Origin of the sequence: Bacillus cereus group sp. BfR-BA-01355 (genome assembly GCF_022663675.1) — a bacterium.
Taxonomy (GTDB): Bacteria; Bacillota; Bacilli; order Bacillales; family Bacillaceae_G; genus Bacillus_A; species Bacillus_A thuringiensis_S.
Window position 1 is genome coordinate 19,730 of the sequence record NZ_JAKUFY010000015.1, and the last position, 16,301, is coordinate 36,030.

Here is a 16,301-nt window from a genome sequence, read left to right on the forward strand (position 1 = left end):
TTTATTTACGTTCCATTACTGCAAAGTAATTATTTTCATTATCAGCAAAGTTGAATGCTCTACCAGTAGGTAAATCTACAACCTGTCCAACTGTGACATTTTTCTCTGAAAGATCTTTATATAGACGGTCTAAGTCATTTGAGAAGAACATAAGTGAAGGAGTACCTAAGTTTAATTCAGGTTGCATCTTCGCGATTAACGCTTTATCGTGAAGGACGATGCTTGTTCCTGCTTCTTTCGCCGGCGCAATTTCAATCCAGCGGAATCCGTTTCCGTTATTTTCTTCCGCAATGATTTGGAACCCTACTTTTTCTGTCCAAAATTGTACTGTTTCGTCTTGGTTATTTACATATAGCATAATTTGTCCAACTTGATTAATCATAGGTGTCTCTCGCTTTCCTTTTTATATGCGTATTATTATATCAAATATATGGTTTGAATAGTTTTTTATGATTTTTTCGGAATACAACCTTCGTCCATTTCATCTTTGTTGTAGGAGAAGGACCTGTAATCCAAGTATGAAATGGTAATGTGCTACAAACGATCATTGTTGAAATAGAGATAATGGCCGTTAACACAAATAGTAATAGGCTATATAATATAGTATTTTCTTGCAGCGTGAATAAGGAAAGAAGTTTTGTGCATAGTTGCAAGAAGAATAAATGAGCTAAATAAGCACCATACGTGTAATTTCCAATGAAACGTAACGTTTTATATAAGAAACCTCGACGCTGTACTATCGTAATAGATAACACATACAGTATGATAATTTCGCATACGATATATAAAAACATAGATGGTTTTAAATAGGTAGAAACAGTTAAATGAATAGAATTTGCTCCGTAAAAACTAAACAACTCATAATTGATGAATAAAAATAAGATGAAAAATAATATTGTTATAAGCGGGATATGTTTCATGACGAATAGACGCCAAGTTTTTAGTGCTACAGCGGCAATGCCACCCATAACGAAATAGAATGAGTAGAATAGAAATGATCGATCTGTATAATGTAAAATTGTTGAACTTGTTAATTTTTCTCCATTAAAAATATAGTGAGAAGAGAACCACATTAATAGAAAATATAGGCACGCGAAAAAGGTCATATATTTATATATGTCTTTTTTATTTTCTGTTCGTTTTTGAAACCAATAAAAAAGTGTGCATAGTAAAGGGAACAATAAGTGAATTTGGAACATCATAATAACGTACCAAAGATGGGGCGCGGCTGTTCCGAGTAATAAACTTTTTATTCCACTTTGTAATGTAATAAGATCGTTTGTTGTTAATAGGTAAAGAATAGACCAAAAGAAATAAGGAATGAGTAAGTGTGTCGCTTTTTCAGAAATATATTCTTTATATACTAATTGCTTCGTATAGTGCCGAATTAAGTGAAATCCAACGATAAATATGAATGCTGGTGCTGAGAATTTTGCAAGGTTGAATAGCATGCCCATAATGAGAGATTGCTCAAGTAAGACATTTCCTTGATTCATTGTATATAATAAGGAACTTTGCAAAACAACAGCGAGAAATGCAATGCTTTGCAAAACTTTAAATTCTGGTGCGCTTTGAGTCATTATTTCCATCTCCTTTTCCATACATGATTATAGTACGGAGAATGGATAATGGATGTGGAATATTTGTGAAGATTGTAACAAATTTGTGGCGAGAGGAGATATCAACTTATTAACAAATAACGACAAAAAGAGGATGCTCTAAACGAGCATCCTCTTTCTATCTATTAAGCAAATTTGTTTTTGATCCAATTCTTACCTTCTACAAGGCGAGCTGTCATTACCGCACAAGCGTTATCTGCTGTTACGTTTAACATCGTTGCAGGTGGATCAATGATTGTACTAATTGCTGCAATAATTGGCAATGCTTCTGGCGGGAAACCATATAGAGATACGATTAACATTTCACCAATCATACCACCGCCTGGAATAGCACCCATTACTGTTCCTACTAATAAAGAAACAACAAGTGCGATTGCTAATGTTTTCGGTCCTTCGAATTCCATGTTGAAAATACCGAATAAGAAAGCAATTTTTAATACGCCGCCTAAAACAGATCCATCTTTATGAAGTGTAGATCCAAGAAGGACAACTGTTTCACGAACGTCTGAAGAAATACCCATTTTCTTCGTTGCTTCTAAGTTCGCTGGAATACTTGCGGCACTACTACAAGTTGCAAGTGATGTAACTGTAGGAGAGACCATGTTCTTCCAAAATACTTGTACACCTTGTTTGCGACCTGCAAGGTATGCATAGAACGTGAAGAATACAAAGAAGTAGATAAGAGAAGCTGGATAGTATACCATTGCTGCTCGGAAGTAAGTTCCAAGAAGTTGTGGTCCGAATTCACCAACTAATGCTGCGAAGTAAGCAGCAAGTCCGATTGGAGCGTAGTACATAATGAAAGATACAACTTTCATTGAAATTTCTGCACCAGCTTGTAGGAATGTAGCGAATGGCTTTCCTTTTTCGCCAACTGCTGAAGTTGCAATCCCCATTAAGATAGAGAAGAAAATAAGAGCTAACATATTTTCACGAGATAGTAACTTCGAGAAGTCAGATACTGTTAAAATACCGACGATTTGATCTGCAACACTAACAGCTTTGCCGGCTTTGTCAGGTTGTGTTAGTTCTAGTACAACACCTTGTGCTGGCGGGAATACTTTCACGACGATAATCATAAAAATAGCAGCTAAAATACTTGTAAATAAGAAAGTCCCAGCCATACTAGACATAATTTTACCGAAACGTTTTAATCCATCCATATTAGCAATAGACGATGCGATGCTAAAGAACACTAGAGGTACAACAATCGTAAACATTAAGTTTAAGAAAATATCACCAAGCGGCTTTAAAGCAACTGCATCGGCACCCATGAAATAACCAATGAAACCACCAATTAGGATAGAAGATAATAAAATAAGTGGAAAGCGATATGCCTTCATAAATATATCCTCCTATCAATTAAAAAATCATACTGAATCATTATAGCGAGTTAGAGTCCTCTTTACTAGGAGAATACGGATAAATGGAATAGCGTGAAAACCAAGAAATTTTTGTTTTTAAGCTCGGCATACAGCAGGAAATCTAGACATATATATTTGTAACCTAGTGGTGGCAAGGGATGCACCATAACTTAGGTTTAGAAAAAGGGGGAGGGAAGCGGAATGAATATTTTGCTTTGCTGTGCAGCGGGAATGTCTTCCAGTTTGATTGTTACAAAGATGGAGAAAGCAGCAGAGGCAAGAGGGATAGAAGTGAAAATCTGGGCAGTATCAGGTTCTGAAGTGAATAGTCATATTGATAAAGCTGATGTCCTTTTACTTGGACCGCAAGTACGTTATTTATTACCGAAAATGAAAGAATTATGTAAGGAGAAAGGGGTACCTGTTGATGTTATTCAATCCGTCCATTACGGACTTTGTAATGGAGAAGCTATCTTGCAAGCAGCTTTGTCAATGAAACCATGAGGAGAGTGGGATAGATGATACGGTTTTTAGAGAAGTATGTGATGCCGGTGGCAGGGAAGGTTGCAGAGCAGAGGCATTTACAAGCAATTCGAGATGGAATTATTTTAACGATGCCTTTCTTAATTATTGGATCGTTTTTCCTCATTATTAGTGCACTGCCGATACCGGGATATAACGAGTTTATGGCAGGTTTGTTTGGTGAGAATTGGCAGAGAGCTTTAGGGTATCCAGTTAGTGCAACTTTTAATATAATGGCTTTAATAGCTGTTTTTGGAATCGCTTACAGGCTTGGAGAGTATTATAAAGTGGATGCTTTAGCATCCGGGGCATTGTCGCTTGTGACGTTTTTACTTGCGACTCCATTTCAAGTTGCATATATTATACCAAGTACAAAAGAGAGTGTACTTGTAGAAGGCGCTATCCCAGCTGCATTAATGGGAAGCCAAGGGTTATTTGTAGCAATGATTATTGCACTTATATCTACTGAACTTTATCGGTTTATTGTACAAAAAAAGATAATTATAAGGATGCCAGAGACAGTTCCACCAGCTGTCACGCGTTCATTTGCGGCACTTGTTCCAGGTTTTATTGTTGTAACAGTTATTTGGATTTTACGCTTAATTATAGAAAATACTTCTTTTGGCAGTATCCATAATATTGTAGGACAAATTTTACAGGAACCACTTAGTGTACTTGGTGCTAGTCTTTGGGGCGCAATAATAGCAGTTATTCTCGTTCATGTTCTTTGGTCGTGTGGAATTCATGGTGCTACTATTGTTGGTGGTGTAATGAGCCCTGTTTGGTTGTCGTTAATGGATCAAAATCGAGTTGCTTTTCAAGCTGGGCAAGATGTACCAAATACCATTACGGCACAGTTTTTTGACTTATGGATTTATATGGGCGGTTCTGGTGCAACGCTGGCTCTAGTTGTCGGAATGTTACTATTTGCACGAAGTCAACAATTAAAAAGTTTAGGGAGATTGTCAATCGCGCCTGGTATATTTAATATTAATGAGATGGTAACTTTTGGTATGCCAATTGTAATGAACCCAATTTTATTAATTCCATTTATATTGGTTCCAGTTGTGTTAACAATTGTTTCTTACTTTGCAATGGAATGGGGATGGGTCGCACGTCCGAGTGGGGCGGCTGTACCTTGGACGACACCTATTCTTTTCAGTGGATATTTAGGATCGGGTGGGAAAATTTCAGGTGTTGTTTTACAACTCGTCAACTTTGCGCTTGCATTCTTCATTTATTTACCGTTCTTAAAAATATGGGATAAACAAAAAGTAGCAGAAGAAAAGGGGGAGTGAAGAAGTAAAATGGATACGATAGAGACGAAAGCTTTTCATTTAATTTTGCATGGAGGAAACGCGAGAAGTTGTTCAATGGAAGCAATTGATTGTGCGAAGCGTGGGGAGTTTACAGAAGCAGAAGCTAAATTACAAGAAGCGCTAGAGGAATTAAAAGAGGCGCACCGTGTACAAACGGAGCTTATACAGAAAGAGGCTGGTGGCGAAAAGACCGAAGTTACTCTTTTAATGGTACACGCGCAAGATCATTTAATGAATGCAATTACAGTGAAAGAATTAGCAAGTGAGTTTGTAGAGTTATATAGGAAGATGTCGGTGGATGAATGAACCTTGCTTATGCAAGGTTTTTTTATCCCGCATTAACGGGCAGTAAAACTCCCACCTCAAAATGTGGCTGGAGCAAGGAAGTTAGGAGGGAGCTTAACTGTCCGTAAAGGCCCGATTGGTTCAACTAATAATTAGTGGGAGATGAACAAAACCCCCACTAATTAAAGTTTCACTTTATGTATATGCCTGTACCATCAGTGGAATGTTCATCCCACTGATGGTATTTACAATCCTCCTTTTTCCGGATGAGTAAGGGTTATAATTAATCGGCAGTAACAATTTCTCCTATACCACGAATTAATCTTTTTATATGCATCCGCTCCGGTTTTAATATATTTACGATATAATCAATCGCAATTTGTGGTTCAACGGTTGTACCGCAAGTATAACAGTCAATAGCTGCAAAATTTTGTTCCGGGTAAGTGTGAATGGAAAGATGGCTTTCTGATAATAACACTAATACAGTAACACCATATGGCTGGAATTCTTTTTTACTTACGTTTAAAACATGGGCACCAGAGCAATCTGCAGCTGTAACTAAATGATATTCTAAAAAGTGCGTATCATCTAGTAGAGAAAAATCTACTCCCCATAAATCTACTATTATATGCTTGCCAAAAGTAGAATATTCCATAGGCAACACTCCTTACTATAATATCGTCAAAACTTCATTTCCTGTTTGTAGCATTGATGTAGGATAAGGTTCGATTCTGAATTTAAAAGAGCGAGGTTGCGTTGTTCTAGATGTTCTTCTTTAAATTGAAATAAAGGGAAAAGAAGAGCAGGCAAGGTTCGAGGAGTTGGTACTACATATAATTGTTCAATTTGATCTAGTACATAGGCAGAATTAGCAGCGATATGAAATCCCCAGTCAGTTCCAAAAGAAGGAACGATTGTATGATAACTTTTCACAGTTAGTCCAGCATGTTCAATTGTATTACCGATGCTCCAGTATACTAGAGGTGCATCAGCAGGTGAATTAGATTGGCAGACGAATGCGCCATCTTCTGTTAAGAATGTAGCTATACGAGCAAAAAGTTCGCTTGTATATAAAGTACTTAACAACTCTGTCGCTGGGTCTGGGAAATCAATAATGATTACATCGTATAAAGAGGAAGGAGAGCTTAAAAACTCTTTTGCATCGCATACGTGTGTATTTACACGATTATCAAAAAATGCACTTTTGTTTAAAGAAACTAATTCTGGAACATTACGAGCCATATCAATCATCGATCCATCTAAGTCAACAAGGTCTACATGTAGTACAGTTTCATATTTTAAAACTTCTCGCAGGGCAAGACCATCGCCACCGCCTAATATGAGAACACGTTTTGGATCAATTACTTTTGACATAATTGGATGTACAAGTGCTTCATGATAAATTTGCTCATCGACGGAGCTGAATTGTAGTTGCTTGTCCAAGTATAAGCGAATATCGTTTACTTGGACTAAATTAATATTTTGATAATTACTCTTTTCTTTAAATAAATTTGTATGTTCACCAGCTTGTATTTCCTTTAGAGAAATTTCATCCCACACATCTAAGTTGTGTGAATCTGTGGGTACTATAATTACATTTTCTGATTGTACTTGTTTATCCTGTTCATCTTGTTTGTCTTGTGTATCGTGCTTGTCCTGCTGTTCTAGTTCAAATTTGTCAGAGTCTACTTCAGAACGCTTGTCTTTTTTATAGCTTTTTATTCTATAAATCTTTATTTTGCTTTGTTTTCTATGTTTTGGCATAGGAATCTCCTTTCGAATTGTGTTATTTTACTCTATTCTATGTAATCTAGTAGAATTTGCTTGGACAATAGATAGAAGAGTGTGTTCAAGAGCATGTTGTTTTTTTACTAGATTCTACGATGAAAGATTTTTTTAGTGTTTTTTTATGTTAAGCATAACTAGACAACTAAACACTAATCTATTTTCATACAGTTATGTGTTAAAAGCGTGTTGTTTTATAACACACTGTGTGTTTTTTGAGTAACACACTAATTGAAAGCGTTAACACACAAAGAAAATGCTCGAAAAAGCGCTGATTTTAGTGATTTTAAAAAGTTGGCACGCTAATTGCATTGATAAATAGCGTAAAGAAAAATAAATAACATAAACTTTTTATACTACACAAGGGGGATTTTCAAATGAATATTTTATTATGTTGCTCAGCAGGGATGTCTACAAGTTTACTAGTTACAAAAATGGAAGCGGCTGCAAAAGCTCGCGGTCTAGAAGGAAAGATTTGGGCTGTATCTGGGGATGCAGTAAAAACGAATATCGATCAAGCAGATGTGTTATTACTAGGACCACAAGTTCGTTACATGCTTTCTTCAATGAAAACGCTTGCTGATGAGAGAAACGTTGGAATCGATGTTATTAATCCAATGCACTACGGCATGATGAATGGAGAAGCAGTTTTAGATCACGCATTAACACTTAAAAAATAATTAGGGGGGAAGCGAAATGCAAAAGTTTATTGCATTTATGGAGAAATATATTGTTCCTGTCGCTGGTAAAATCGGATCGCAACGTCACTTAGCTGCGATCCGTGACGGATTTATTGCAGTTATGCCACTTATTTTAGTTGGTGCACTGGCATCACTAATTAATGGTTTTCCGTCTGAAGCTTTCCAAGATTTCATGAAAGGTTTGTTTGGTGAAACGTGGAAACAAGTCGGCGGTGGAATGTGGACTGGTTCTTTCGCGATTCTAGCACTAATCATAGCATTTACAACAAGTTATAACTTAGCAAAATCTTACGGCGTTGATGGTTTGTCAGCAGGTATTATTTCATTTGGTGCGTTAATTATTCTTACGCCAACAACACCGAAAGAAGGCGGATTGAACTTAGCTTGGACAGGTGCACAAGGGTTATTTGTAGCAATTATCGTGGCACTCCTTGTTACTGAAGTATTCCGTTTCTTTGTACAAAGAAACATTACTTTTAAAATGCCTGATGGAGTACCACCAGCAGTTTTAAGATCTTTCGCAGCTATAGTTCCAGCATTTGTTATCTTAACAGTAGTTGCAGGTATTCAATTAGCAGTGAAATTAGCTGGTACAAGTGTTCATGAATTTATCTTTAATACGATTCAATCACCACTACAAAGTTTAGCAGGGACATTACCAAGTGCAATTATCATTGTAATCCTTGTTCATCTTCTTTGGTTCCTCGGTTTACATGGTCCAAATATCGTTGGTGGTATTATTGAGCCATTATACTTACCGGCATTAGAGGAAAACATGAAGTTATTCAAAGGTGGTACATCTGCATTTGATGTTCCAAACATTGTTACAAAACCATTCTTTGATACTTTCGTATATCTTGGTGGTTCTGGTGCAACATTAGCGTTCTTAGTAGTTGTGTTACTTGTAGCGAAAAGTGCACAATTACGCGGTGTATCTCGTTTATCAATTGGTCCTGGTGCATTTAACATTAACGAACCAGTAATCTTTGGTACACCAATTATTTTAAACCCAGTTTTATTCTTACCGTTTATCATAACACCAATTGTATTAGTAATTACTTCTTATACAGCTATATCTATTGGCTGGGTACCAAAAACAGTTGGGATAATTCCATGGGCAACACCACCAATTATTAGTGGTTATCTTATAACAGGTGGACATCTTTCAGGTGCAATTCTACAGTTATTCAACTTTGTAATTGCGATGGTAATCTATTATCCATTCGTTGTATTATGTGACCGTTCAGTTGTTCGTACTGAAAAAGAAGCAGCACAAGGTAATAGTAATTCTTTACCTATGTAACATAGTAATTGTTCTCATAGACAACGATACCTGTGAGAACAATTACCTTTATATCATGTTCAAAAAGATGAAAAACATCTATATGAACACTAAACTATCATTAACAAATTCATACTTTAATAGACATGTTCAAACTGAAGGGGTATTTAAATCGGTTGAACCTTATAGAGAGGGCGGTAATTATGATGACTACAGCAGAACAAATTCCATTCCAATTGATTTTAAATAGTGGTAACGCACGAAGCTTTGCGATGGAGGCACTTCAATTTGCCAAACAGGGGAAAATGGTAGAAGCAGATGAAGCGATGGTAAAGGCGAAAGAAGCGATTAATGAAGCGCATCATTTCCAAACAGAGCTCATACAATCAGAAGCAAGAGGAGAAAAAACAGAGGTTAGTGTTCTTTTAATTCACGCACAAGATCATTTAATGAATGCGATTACAGTGAAAGAATTAGCAGCAGAGTTTATCGATCTTTATAAAAAGCTTGAAGCGAAAGGGGAATAAAGCATGACTGGAATTAAAATTGCTACAATCGGCGGTGGATCTAGTTATACACCAGAGTTAATTGAAGGATTTATTAAACGTTATGATGAGCTTCCTGTTCGTGAAATTTGGTTAGTAGATATTGAGGCAGGAAAAGAAAAGTTAGAAATTGTTGGTAACTTAGCGAAACGTATGGTGAAAAAATCTGGTTTACCAATCGAGGTACATTTAACACTTGATCGCCGTGAGGCATTAAAAGATGCAGACTTCGTAACAACACAACTTCGCGTTGGTTTATTAGAAGCACGTGCAAAAGATGAAGCAATCCCATTAAAATATGATGTAATCGGTCAGGAAACGAATGGTCCTGGTGGTTTATTCAAAGCACTGAGAACGATTCCTGTTATTTTAGATATTTGTAAAGATATGGAGGAGCTTTGTCCGAATGCATGGCTAATTAACTTTGCGAACCCAGCTGGTATGGTAACAGAAGCTGTCCTTCGTTATACAAATATTCAAAGAGTAGTTGGTCTATGTAACGTTCCAATCGGAATCCGCATGGGTCTTGCAAGATTACTTGAAGTAGATGCAAGTCGTGTCCACGTTGATTTTGCAGGTTTAAATCATATGGTATACGGACTAGATGTATACTTAGATGGCGTAAGTGTAATGGATCGTGTGTTAGAGCTTGTAACAGATCCGGAAAAGCAAATTACGATGGAAAATATCGCAGCGCTTAACTGGGAACCAGACTTTATTCGCGGCCTTCGTGCAATTCCATGTCCATATCATCGTTATTACTACAAAACACGTGAAATGTTAGAAGAAGAAAAAGAAGCTTCTGTTGAAAAAGGTACACGTGCAGAAGTAGTAAAACAATTAGAAAATGATTTATTTGAGTTATATAAAGACCCGAATTTAGATATTAAACCACCACAATTAGAAAAACGTGGCGGCGCTTATTATAGTGACGCAGCATGTAGCTTAATTACGTCTATTTACAACAATAAAGGTGATATCCAGCCTGTTAATACACGAAACAACGGAACAATTGCAAGCTTACCAGATGATTCTGCTGTTGAAGTGAACTGTATTATTACGAAAGAAGGTCCAAAACCAATTGCGGTCGGAGATCTTCCAGTACCAGTTCGCGGTTTAGTACAGCAAATTAAATCATTTGAGCGCACAACAATTGAAGCTGCTGTTACAGGTGATTATCATAAAGCGCTGCTCGCTATGACAATCAATCCACTTGTACCATCAGATACAGTTGCAAAACAAATTTTAGATGAAATGTTGGAAGCACATAAAGAATATCTTCCGCAGTTCTTCAAAAAGGTAGAGAAGTAAAAGCGGCGCTATTTAGCCCGCTTTTTTTATTCTATCCCACTTTAATGGGCAGTAAGACCACTACCTCAAAATTCAGCGAAAACAAAGAAATTAGGTGGGGGATCAACTGCCCATAAAAGTCCGATTGGTTCAACTAATAATCAGTGGGGGGGGAGAAAACCCCCCCACTGATTAAAGTTTCACTTTATTAGGAGGTATTACGATGATTAAGTTAATTGTAAACGCAGATGATTTTGGTCTTACAGAAGGTACAAATTACGGCATTATTGATGGGCATATAAACGGACTTGTAAATTCAACGACGATGATGATGAATATGCCAGGAACAGAGCATGCGGTACGCTTAGCCAAAGAGTATGAAACGCTAGGAGTAGGAGTACATCTTGTATTAACGGCAGGAGAACCACTTCTTGGAGACGTACCATCACTTGTAAGTAGCGATGGATTGTTTCATAAACAAGGTGTCGTAAGGGAAGGAAATATAAATCCAGAAGAAGTTGAGAGAGAGTGGACTGCTCAAATTGAGAAATTCCTATCTTACGGATTAACACCAACTCATTTAGATAGTCATCATCATGTGCATGGTTTACCGATTTTACATGATGTTCTTGAGAGATTAGCGGCTACATATAATGTTCCGATTCGTCGTTGTGAGGAAGATAGAGCGGTGCGCCCATTTTCTGATGTGTTTTACAGTGACTTTTATGCGGATGGTGTGACGGAAGATTACTTTGTGAAGTTAAAAGAAAGAGTACAAGGTGAACAAACGGTAGAAATTATGGTTCATCCAGCTTATATTGATCCAGAGCTTGTGAAGCGTTCTTCTTACGTAATGGATCGTGTGAAGGAATTGCGTATTTTAACAGAGAGCGAATTACCAGAAGGAATAGAGCTTGTGAAGTTTTAATAGAAAAACGACGGCTACATCATGCCGTCGTTTTTTATTTATAAAATGGATAGAGCATATCCGCCAAATGCCCCGAGTATAACGATAACCCAAGGTGGTGTTTTCCAAAAAGCGAGCAAGCAAAATAGAAGAGATGCAAAAACAAAATCTACAGCGTTCATAATTGTGCTTGTCCAAATAGGATCATAAAAAGCTGCTAGTAAAATACCGACAACAGCTGCATTGACTCCAAGTAGTGCGCCTTGTATGAATGATATTTTTCTCACGCTGTTCCAAAATGGTAAAACACCAATAACGAGTAAGAAAGCAGGGAAGAAAATTGCAATTGTTGCGAGTAATGCCCCAAGCGTCCCGTTTAACACTGCTCCTATATAAGAGGCGAATGTAAACAGTGGTCCTGGTACTGCTTGTGTTAATCCGTATCCAGCTAGGAACTGTTCTTTCGTCATCATTCCGTTTTGTACGAACTCACCTTCAAGAAGAGGCAGCACGACATGTCCTCCTCCAAATACAAGTGCGCCAGAGCGATAGAAACTATCAAATAAAGCGATGTAATAAGAGAACGGTCTTAATATTGGTAGCAGTAGTAATAGTCCAAAGAATAAGACGAGACAAGAAACTGCTATCTTTTTTGAAATAGGTACTTTTATATGTTGAGATTGGCTAATTGGTTGGTTGCGATATAACAACCAGCCGATAAAGCCACATATTATGATGAGGGTGACTTGTGTCCAACTACTTGGCCATAATAAGGCGATTGCGGCAGTTACAATCGCAATCGTTGCACGATTTCGATCTGGAGTTAACTTCCGCGCCATTCCCCATATGGCATGAGCGACAATAGCGACTGCTACAAGTTTTAGTCCATGAATCCAGCCAGCACTTCCAAGATCGAACTGATTAAGGAATGAGGCGAAGAAAACCAAAACAAGCACAGACGGTAAAGTGAATCCAATCCATGAAATAATAGCTCCTAATAGCCCGCCCCGTAATAATCCAACCCCCATACCGACTTGACTGCTGGCAGGACCGGGAAGGAATTGACATAGTGCTACTAAATCTCCATAGCTTCGTTCATCCATCCATTTTCTTTTTTGCACGTATTCGTGGTGGAAATAGCCGAGATGAGCGACAGGACCGCCGAATGAAGTAAGTCCTAATTTAAATGAGACGAGAAAAATCTCTAATAATGTATGAAAAGTGTATTTGTTAGTTTTCAATGGAACCTCCTATAATGTTTTTCTATGTGCATTATACAAGAGACTTTCAATCTACAGGAACAATTACAATGTAAAGATTTTGTGAATCTTTTCTTTGTAATTAAAATTGAAAAAGTCATAAATGATTATGTCTAAACCATAAAGTAGTAGAAGTAGTGCTGGGAAATTTATATAAGGAGAATGCCTTATGACAACACATTTCTTTGCCAGGTTAACAGGTAAGAGGGAAGTGCCTCCTGTAAATACAGAAGCTTTTGGGGTAGCAGAGTTTATTTTTAGTGATGATTTAACGAAATTGCATTACAGAGTAATACTAAAAAATATAGAAAAGGTTACATCGTGTCAAATTCATTTAGGGAAGTCTACTCAAATTGGTCCTGTTGTTTTATATTTGTATGGTCCACTAGAGCAAGGGATTAGCTTGAACGAGGGAAGCATTACTGGTGTAGTGAATGTGGAGGATTTTGAGGGACCTTTACAAGGGAAATCATTTGTACATTTACTTCAAGAAATTATTCAAGCAAATGTATATGTTAATGTTCATACGAAATCACAAAAAAGAGGAGAAATAAGAGGGCGAGTTAGAAAAGTAAAGAAATAGAGGAAAAGGCTGTCCATATGTTGGAACAGCCTTTTCTTCTTAATATAAGGTGCTAGTTTTAGTGATTATTGTCGGTAAAGCGATATATTTTGAAAATCGCTGATATAACTCGCGTTACGGTCGATATTTTTAAAAACTGCCTCGATTAATTTTTCGCAGGCTGATTTTTAATAAAGAAGTCCATAACGTAAAATACTTCGTCATCAGGTATTTGTATTTCAAATGTATTTTCAATTGGTTGCAATGCTTTTTTTACTTTCATATACATCCAGTATTCATCTTGTCTTCTTTTCTCTTTATCAGGGTGAGGAAGAAGGCTTTCTCCTTTTTGAAGACGGTCAACCATACAGCTCATATGCAGAATAACACCCATTAAGCTATCAGGAGTTAGCTGTAAGGAAATTAATTCTTGAATTGTATTTAATGCGTAACGAATTGTTTTGATAAGTAATGCCCCATCGTTACGCTGCATTTGTTGTTCAAGAATATCCGCCATTTTTGCATATGTTTCTTCATACGTAATTAATTCTTGAATGGGCTGAATCGCTGTGTAGTTTACGATGTCTTGGAAATGATATGTTAAGCACGGCACTTGCACATCGAAATTCGTGACGATACAAATGATGTTACGCTCTTTTTTTATGTTCTCGATCATTTTCGTTAAATCTTTTTCATGGACGATACTAATCGGAATAATTTCAATTAAGTCTTTATCAAATCGTAAATAGTTCTCTAACATTTTTTGAATAGCTAAAGCACTTCCTTCACCAGTTAAACAAGCTGTTAAAATAACAGATTTCATTGGAGAGAGAGGTTTTTTCTTTTCTTCTTGTACGTTTAAGTAAAATGGTGTTAAATTTTTTACTGTTTCATACAGCGCATCTAATGAATAACCGAGCTGAGCTTTTCGAGCTGCTTCTAGTGCATGTGGTGTGCTCGTCATCGAGAGAACACGTACAGGGATTTTGAACTCCGTTTCTAATATGTCACCGATATAAGCAAGTGACCCCATATCGACAAGTAAGAGAAGCCCATTTACATTTTGTAGTGTTTTCATATACACTTTCACACGTTCCAAGAAATCTTTCGGTGATTCGTGTAACGGCATATCAATACCGGTTACTTCCTCAATGCCGAGAAGTTCGTTTGCAACGTTTGCCATTTCAGTTGCGATGCCATTACCGTGTGCTAATATTAATACTTTTACTTCTGTTTGTGAGGCAGGAATTGGATCAACAACGAAGAACATTGTTAAAAAGCCAGCTTCATCAATAGGCATTGTTATTTGTAATTCTTCCTCCAGTAGTTGAATGCATTGCATAGCTACGGAAAAAGCTTCTTTATATTTCGTACGAATTTGATTTAATTGTGGGTGATGTATTTGTTTTCCGCTTTGTAAACGTTGTAGAGTTGTCTGTACATGTAAGCTTAAAGCGAGAAATACTTTTTCATCAAACGTCTTAGATAAATGCTTTTCAGCAAGTTCCGCTATTTTTTCACATACGGAAACGATATTACGATCCACAATTTTAAAAACATTTTCATGGCTTGTTTTTTTGGATATTTGGTTAAAATATTGTACGAAAAAGCTTTGAACATCATTTTCTATTAGTAATTCTAATTCTTCCTCTTCAATACCACGGGCTTGAAGTTCTTCGTATTTATAGTCAATATAATCGTAAATAGAAGAGCGTTTTTCATCTTCTGTTTTATGATTACTCCAACCTTCCTCACCTGTAAATACAAATGTTTCATTTGGTATTTGGTATAAGTGACGGCTCTTCCTTTCAATGAACAACCCTTCTTTCATATACCAAGGTAAATCTGTACTTGAAACATAGACAGAATCACGTTTCTTTGTGACCAAATCAGAATAGGCTTTCGCACAGGCAATTTGAACATCTGTTTTTAATTGACCAATGTTATTGGGACAATTATAAAAGACGAAAGCACGCATTGCATTTGGGCTAACGTGAATGTCTTTTCGCAGACGAATTGCTTCATTTGTGAAAAATAGCTGTAGTAAAGCAAAGCGCTCTTTATGTGTACGCTCACGAAGTGGTGGCAGCGTAACAGTCATCGGTATACGTCTTGTAAATGTTTTTAATAAAAATGAATTTGGTTCTTCTGTTGTTGCAGTAATGATTAATACTTGTGCTTTACGTTCGTTCTCTGTTTCTCCAAGGCGGCGGTACACTCCGCGGTCAATAAAGGTGAAAAGCATTTCTTGTCCCTCTGGAGGTAGGCGATGTACTTCATCTAAGAAAAGAATTCCTTCATGTGCTTTTTCAATTAATCCTTTTTGATCACTTGCTCCTGTGTAAGCTCCTTTTTTAATCCCAAATAATTGCCCGAGTAGTAGCTGTGGATTATTTGCGTAATCAGCACAGTTAAAGACGATAAATGGTGCATTTTTAGGAAGCTGTTCAACTTCAATTGCATATTCGTGCATTAAAGAAGCAAACATAGACTTTCCGACCCCTGTTTCTCCCAGTAGTAAAGTATGCATACCGTTTGGAGGATAGAGCATAGAAGCTTTCGCTTTTTCAATTGCGATTTTAAGGCTCGTATTTTCAATTGCAAATGTATCTAATGAAGTTACTTCTTTTGAATGCGTTTCCAACGAAGTGTTCGTTTCTATGTAAAAACGAACAGGTCGCGTATTTGTTTTTAATAAACGTTTATCTTTTACAAGTTTGTTTAAGTCGCTACTTACATTGGCGCGATCTAGTTGCAACAGGGTAGCTAGTTCTGATGCGGTTACACCTTCTGTATAATTGCCTTCTTGTATTGCGTTAAAAATGAGATCTATTCGTTTCATTTCTATTCACCTCGAAACT

16 protein-coding genes are annotated in these 16,301 nt (G+C 36.9%); 9 read left to right on the forward strand and 7 right to left on the reverse strand.

What is annotated here, in order from left to right:
- Position 1: 1 nt before the first annotated feature.
- From MR167_RS07385 to MR167_RS07395, 3 genes are all read right to left on the reverse strand, one after another.
- The gene (locus MR167_RS07385; protein WP_000610157.1) at positions 2-382 is read right to left on the reverse strand and encodes a VOC family protein; all 381 of its coding nucleotides are present in this window, start codon (positions 380-382) and stop codon (positions 2-4) included.
- Between the two features lie 40 nt (positions 383-422).
- A complete protein-coding gene (locus MR167_RS07390; RefSeq protein WP_242314281.1) occupies positions 423-1,580 on the reverse strand; it encodes an acyltransferase in 1,158 nt (385 codons plus the stop codon).
- A gap of 164 nt (positions 1,581-1,744) precedes the next feature.
- Positions 1,745-2,962: a dicarboxylate/amino acid:cation symporter gene (locus MR167_RS07395; RefSeq protein WP_000649376.1), complete on the reverse strand. Its 1,218-nt coding sequence runs from the start codon at positions 2,960-2,962 to the stop codon at positions 1,745-1,747.
- Positions 2,963-3,184: 222 nt separating this feature from the next.
- Here MR167_RS07395 and MR167_RS07400 point away from each other — a divergent pair, with 222 nt between their 5' ends.
- The 3 genes from MR167_RS07400 to MR167_RS07410 are packed head-to-tail and all read left to right on the forward strand — an operon-like array spanning position 3,185 to position 5,130.
- Positions 3,185-3,487, forward strand: coding sequence for a PTS sugar transporter subunit IIB (locus MR167_RS07400; protein ID WP_001023546.1), 303 nt, complete (start codon positions 3,185-3,187; stop codon positions 3,485-3,487).
- Between the two features lie 14 nt (positions 3,488-3,501).
- Complete coding sequence (gene celB, locus MR167_RS07405) at positions 3,502-4,803, forward strand: PTS cellobiose transporter subunit IIC (RefSeq protein ID WP_000617790.1); 1,302 nt, start codon at positions 3,502-3,504, stop codon at positions 4,801-4,803.
- A gap of 9 nt (positions 4,804-4,812) precedes the next feature.
- Positions 4,813-5,130, forward strand: coding sequence for a PTS sugar transporter subunit IIA (locus MR167_RS07410; RefSeq protein ID WP_000379645.1), 318 nt, complete (start codon positions 4,813-4,815; stop codon positions 5,128-5,130).
- A 262-nt stretch (positions 5,131-5,392) separates the two neighbouring features.
- Here the strand turns inward: MR167_RS07410 and speD are convergent, their stop codons facing one another.
- Both speD and MR167_RS07420 read right to left on the reverse strand, forming a co-directional pair.
- Positions 5,393-5,764: an adenosylmethionine decarboxylase gene (speD, locus tag MR167_RS07415; RefSeq protein WP_000456838.1), complete on the reverse strand. Its 372-nt coding sequence runs from the start codon at positions 5,762-5,764 to the stop codon at positions 5,393-5,395.
- 26 nt (positions 5,765-5,790) lie between these two features.
- Entirely contained in the window at positions 5,791-6,873 is a 1,083-nt protein-coding gene (locus tag MR167_RS07420) for a polyamine aminopropyltransferase (RefSeq protein WP_001123950.1), read from the reverse strand.
- A 398-nt stretch (positions 6,874-7,271) separates the two neighbouring features.
- Between MR167_RS07420 and MR167_RS07425 the strand changes: the two genes are divergently transcribed.
- The 5 genes from MR167_RS07425 (at position 7,272) to chbG (ending at position 11,640) form a co-directional block, all read left to right on the forward strand.
- On the forward strand, positions 7,272-7,574 hold the full coding sequence (locus MR167_RS07425) for a PTS sugar transporter subunit IIB (RefSeq protein ID WP_001023569.1): 303 nt from the start codon (positions 7,272-7,274) through the stop codon (positions 7,572-7,574).
- A 16-nt stretch (positions 7,575-7,590) separates the two neighbouring features.
- Positions 7,591-8,898: a PTS cellobiose transporter subunit IIC gene (celB, locus tag MR167_RS07430; protein ID WP_001168819.1), complete on the forward strand. Its 1,308-nt coding sequence runs from the start codon at positions 7,591-7,593 to the stop codon at positions 8,896-8,898.
- 182 nt (positions 8,899-9,080) lie between these two features.
- Positions 9,081-9,404 (forward strand): PTS lactose/cellobiose transporter subunit IIA, encoded by a 324-nt coding sequence (locus tag MR167_RS07435; protein WP_000989059.1) that lies wholly within the window; start codon positions 9,081-9,083, stop codon positions 9,402-9,404.
- A gap of 3 nt (positions 9,405-9,407) precedes the next feature.
- Positions 9,408-10,733: a 6-phospho-beta-glucosidase gene (gene celF / locus MR167_RS07440; RefSeq protein ID WP_000145760.1), complete on the forward strand. Its 1,326-nt coding sequence runs from the start codon at positions 9,408-9,410 to the stop codon at positions 10,731-10,733.
- 202 nt (positions 10,734-10,935) lie between these two features.
- Entirely contained in the window at positions 10,936-11,640 is a 705-nt protein-coding gene (chbG, locus tag MR167_RS07445) for a chitin disaccharide deacetylase (protein WP_000593462.1), read from the forward strand.
- Between the two features lie 38 nt (positions 11,641-11,678).
- Here the strand turns inward: chbG and MR167_RS07450 are convergent, their stop codons facing one another.
- Complete coding sequence (locus MR167_RS07450; RefSeq protein WP_000856216.1) at positions 11,679-12,860, reverse strand: chromate transporter; 1,182 nt, start codon at positions 12,858-12,860, stop codon at positions 11,679-11,681.
- Between the two features lie 187 nt (positions 12,861-13,047).
- Between MR167_RS07450 and exsM the strand changes: the two genes are divergently transcribed.
- The gene (gene exsM / locus MR167_RS07455; RefSeq protein WP_000207046.1) at positions 13,048-13,461 is read left to right on the forward strand and encodes an exosporium regulatory protein ExsM; all 414 of its coding nucleotides are present in this window, start codon (positions 13,048-13,050) and stop codon (positions 13,459-13,461) included.
- Between the two features lie 145 nt (positions 13,462-13,606).
- On the opposite strand, the gene MR167_RS07460 is transcribed toward exsM, so the two are convergent.
- A complete protein-coding gene (locus MR167_RS07460; RefSeq protein ID WP_000820954.1) occupies positions 13,607-16,282 on the reverse strand; it encodes a sigma-54-dependent transcriptional regulator in 2,676 nt (891 codons plus the stop codon).
- Positions 16,283-16,301: the final 19 nt, after the last annotated feature.

What these genes read in the sequence shown, in the direction of transcription:
- MR167_RS07385 (WP_000610157.1), bottom strand. Translation starts at nt 382, where the DNA reads ATGATTAATCAAGTTGGACAAATTATGCTATATGTAAATAACCAAGAC.
- MR167_RS07390 (WP_242314281.1), bottom strand. Translation starts at nt 1,580, where the DNA reads ATGACTCAAAGCGCACCAGAATTTAAAGTTTTGCAAAGCATTGCATTT.
- MR167_RS07395 (WP_000649376.1), bottom strand. Translation starts at nt 2,962, where the DNA reads ATGAAGGCATATCGCTTTCCACTTATTTTATTATCTTCTATCCTAATT.
- MR167_RS07400 (WP_001023546.1), top strand. Translation starts at nt 3,185, where the DNA reads ATGAATATTTTGCTTTGCTGTGCAGCGGGAATGTCTTCCAGTTTGATT.
- celB (WP_000617790.1), top strand. Translation starts at nt 3,502, where the DNA reads ATGATACGGTTTTTAGAGAAGTATGTGATGCCGGTGGCAGGGAAGGTT.
- MR167_RS07410 (WP_000379645.1), top strand. Translation starts at nt 4,813, where the DNA reads ATGGATACGATAGAGACGAAAGCTTTTCATTTAATTTTGCATGGAGGA.
- speD (WP_000456838.1), bottom strand. Translation starts at nt 5,764, where the DNA reads ATGGAATATTCTACTTTTGGCAAGCATATAATAGTAGATTTATGGGGA.
- MR167_RS07420 (WP_001123950.1), bottom strand. Translation starts at nt 6,873, where the DNA reads ATGCCAAAACATAGAAAACAAAGCAAAATAAAGATTTATAGAATAAAA.
- MR167_RS07425 (WP_001023569.1), top strand. Translation starts at nt 7,272, where the DNA reads ATGAATATTTTATTATGTTGCTCAGCAGGGATGTCTACAAGTTTACTA.
- celB (WP_001168819.1), top strand. Translation starts at nt 7,591, where the DNA reads ATGCAAAAGTTTATTGCATTTATGGAGAAATATATTGTTCCTGTCGCT.
- MR167_RS07435 (WP_000989059.1), top strand. Translation starts at nt 9,081, where the DNA reads ATGATGACTACAGCAGAACAAATTCCATTCCAATTGATTTTAAATAGT.
- celF (WP_000145760.1), top strand. Translation starts at nt 9,408, where the DNA reads ATGACTGGAATTAAAATTGCTACAATCGGCGGTGGATCTAGTTATACA.
- chbG (WP_000593462.1), top strand. Translation starts at nt 10,936, where the DNA reads ATGATTAAGTTAATTGTAAACGCAGATGATTTTGGTCTTACAGAAGGT.
- exsM (WP_000207046.1), top strand. Translation starts at nt 13,048, where the DNA reads ATGACAACACATTTCTTTGCCAGGTTAACAGGTAAGAGGGAAGTGCCT.
- MR167_RS07460 (WP_000820954.1), bottom strand. Translation starts at nt 16,282, where the DNA reads ATGAAACGAATAGATCTCATTTTTAACGCAATACAAGAAGGCAATTAT.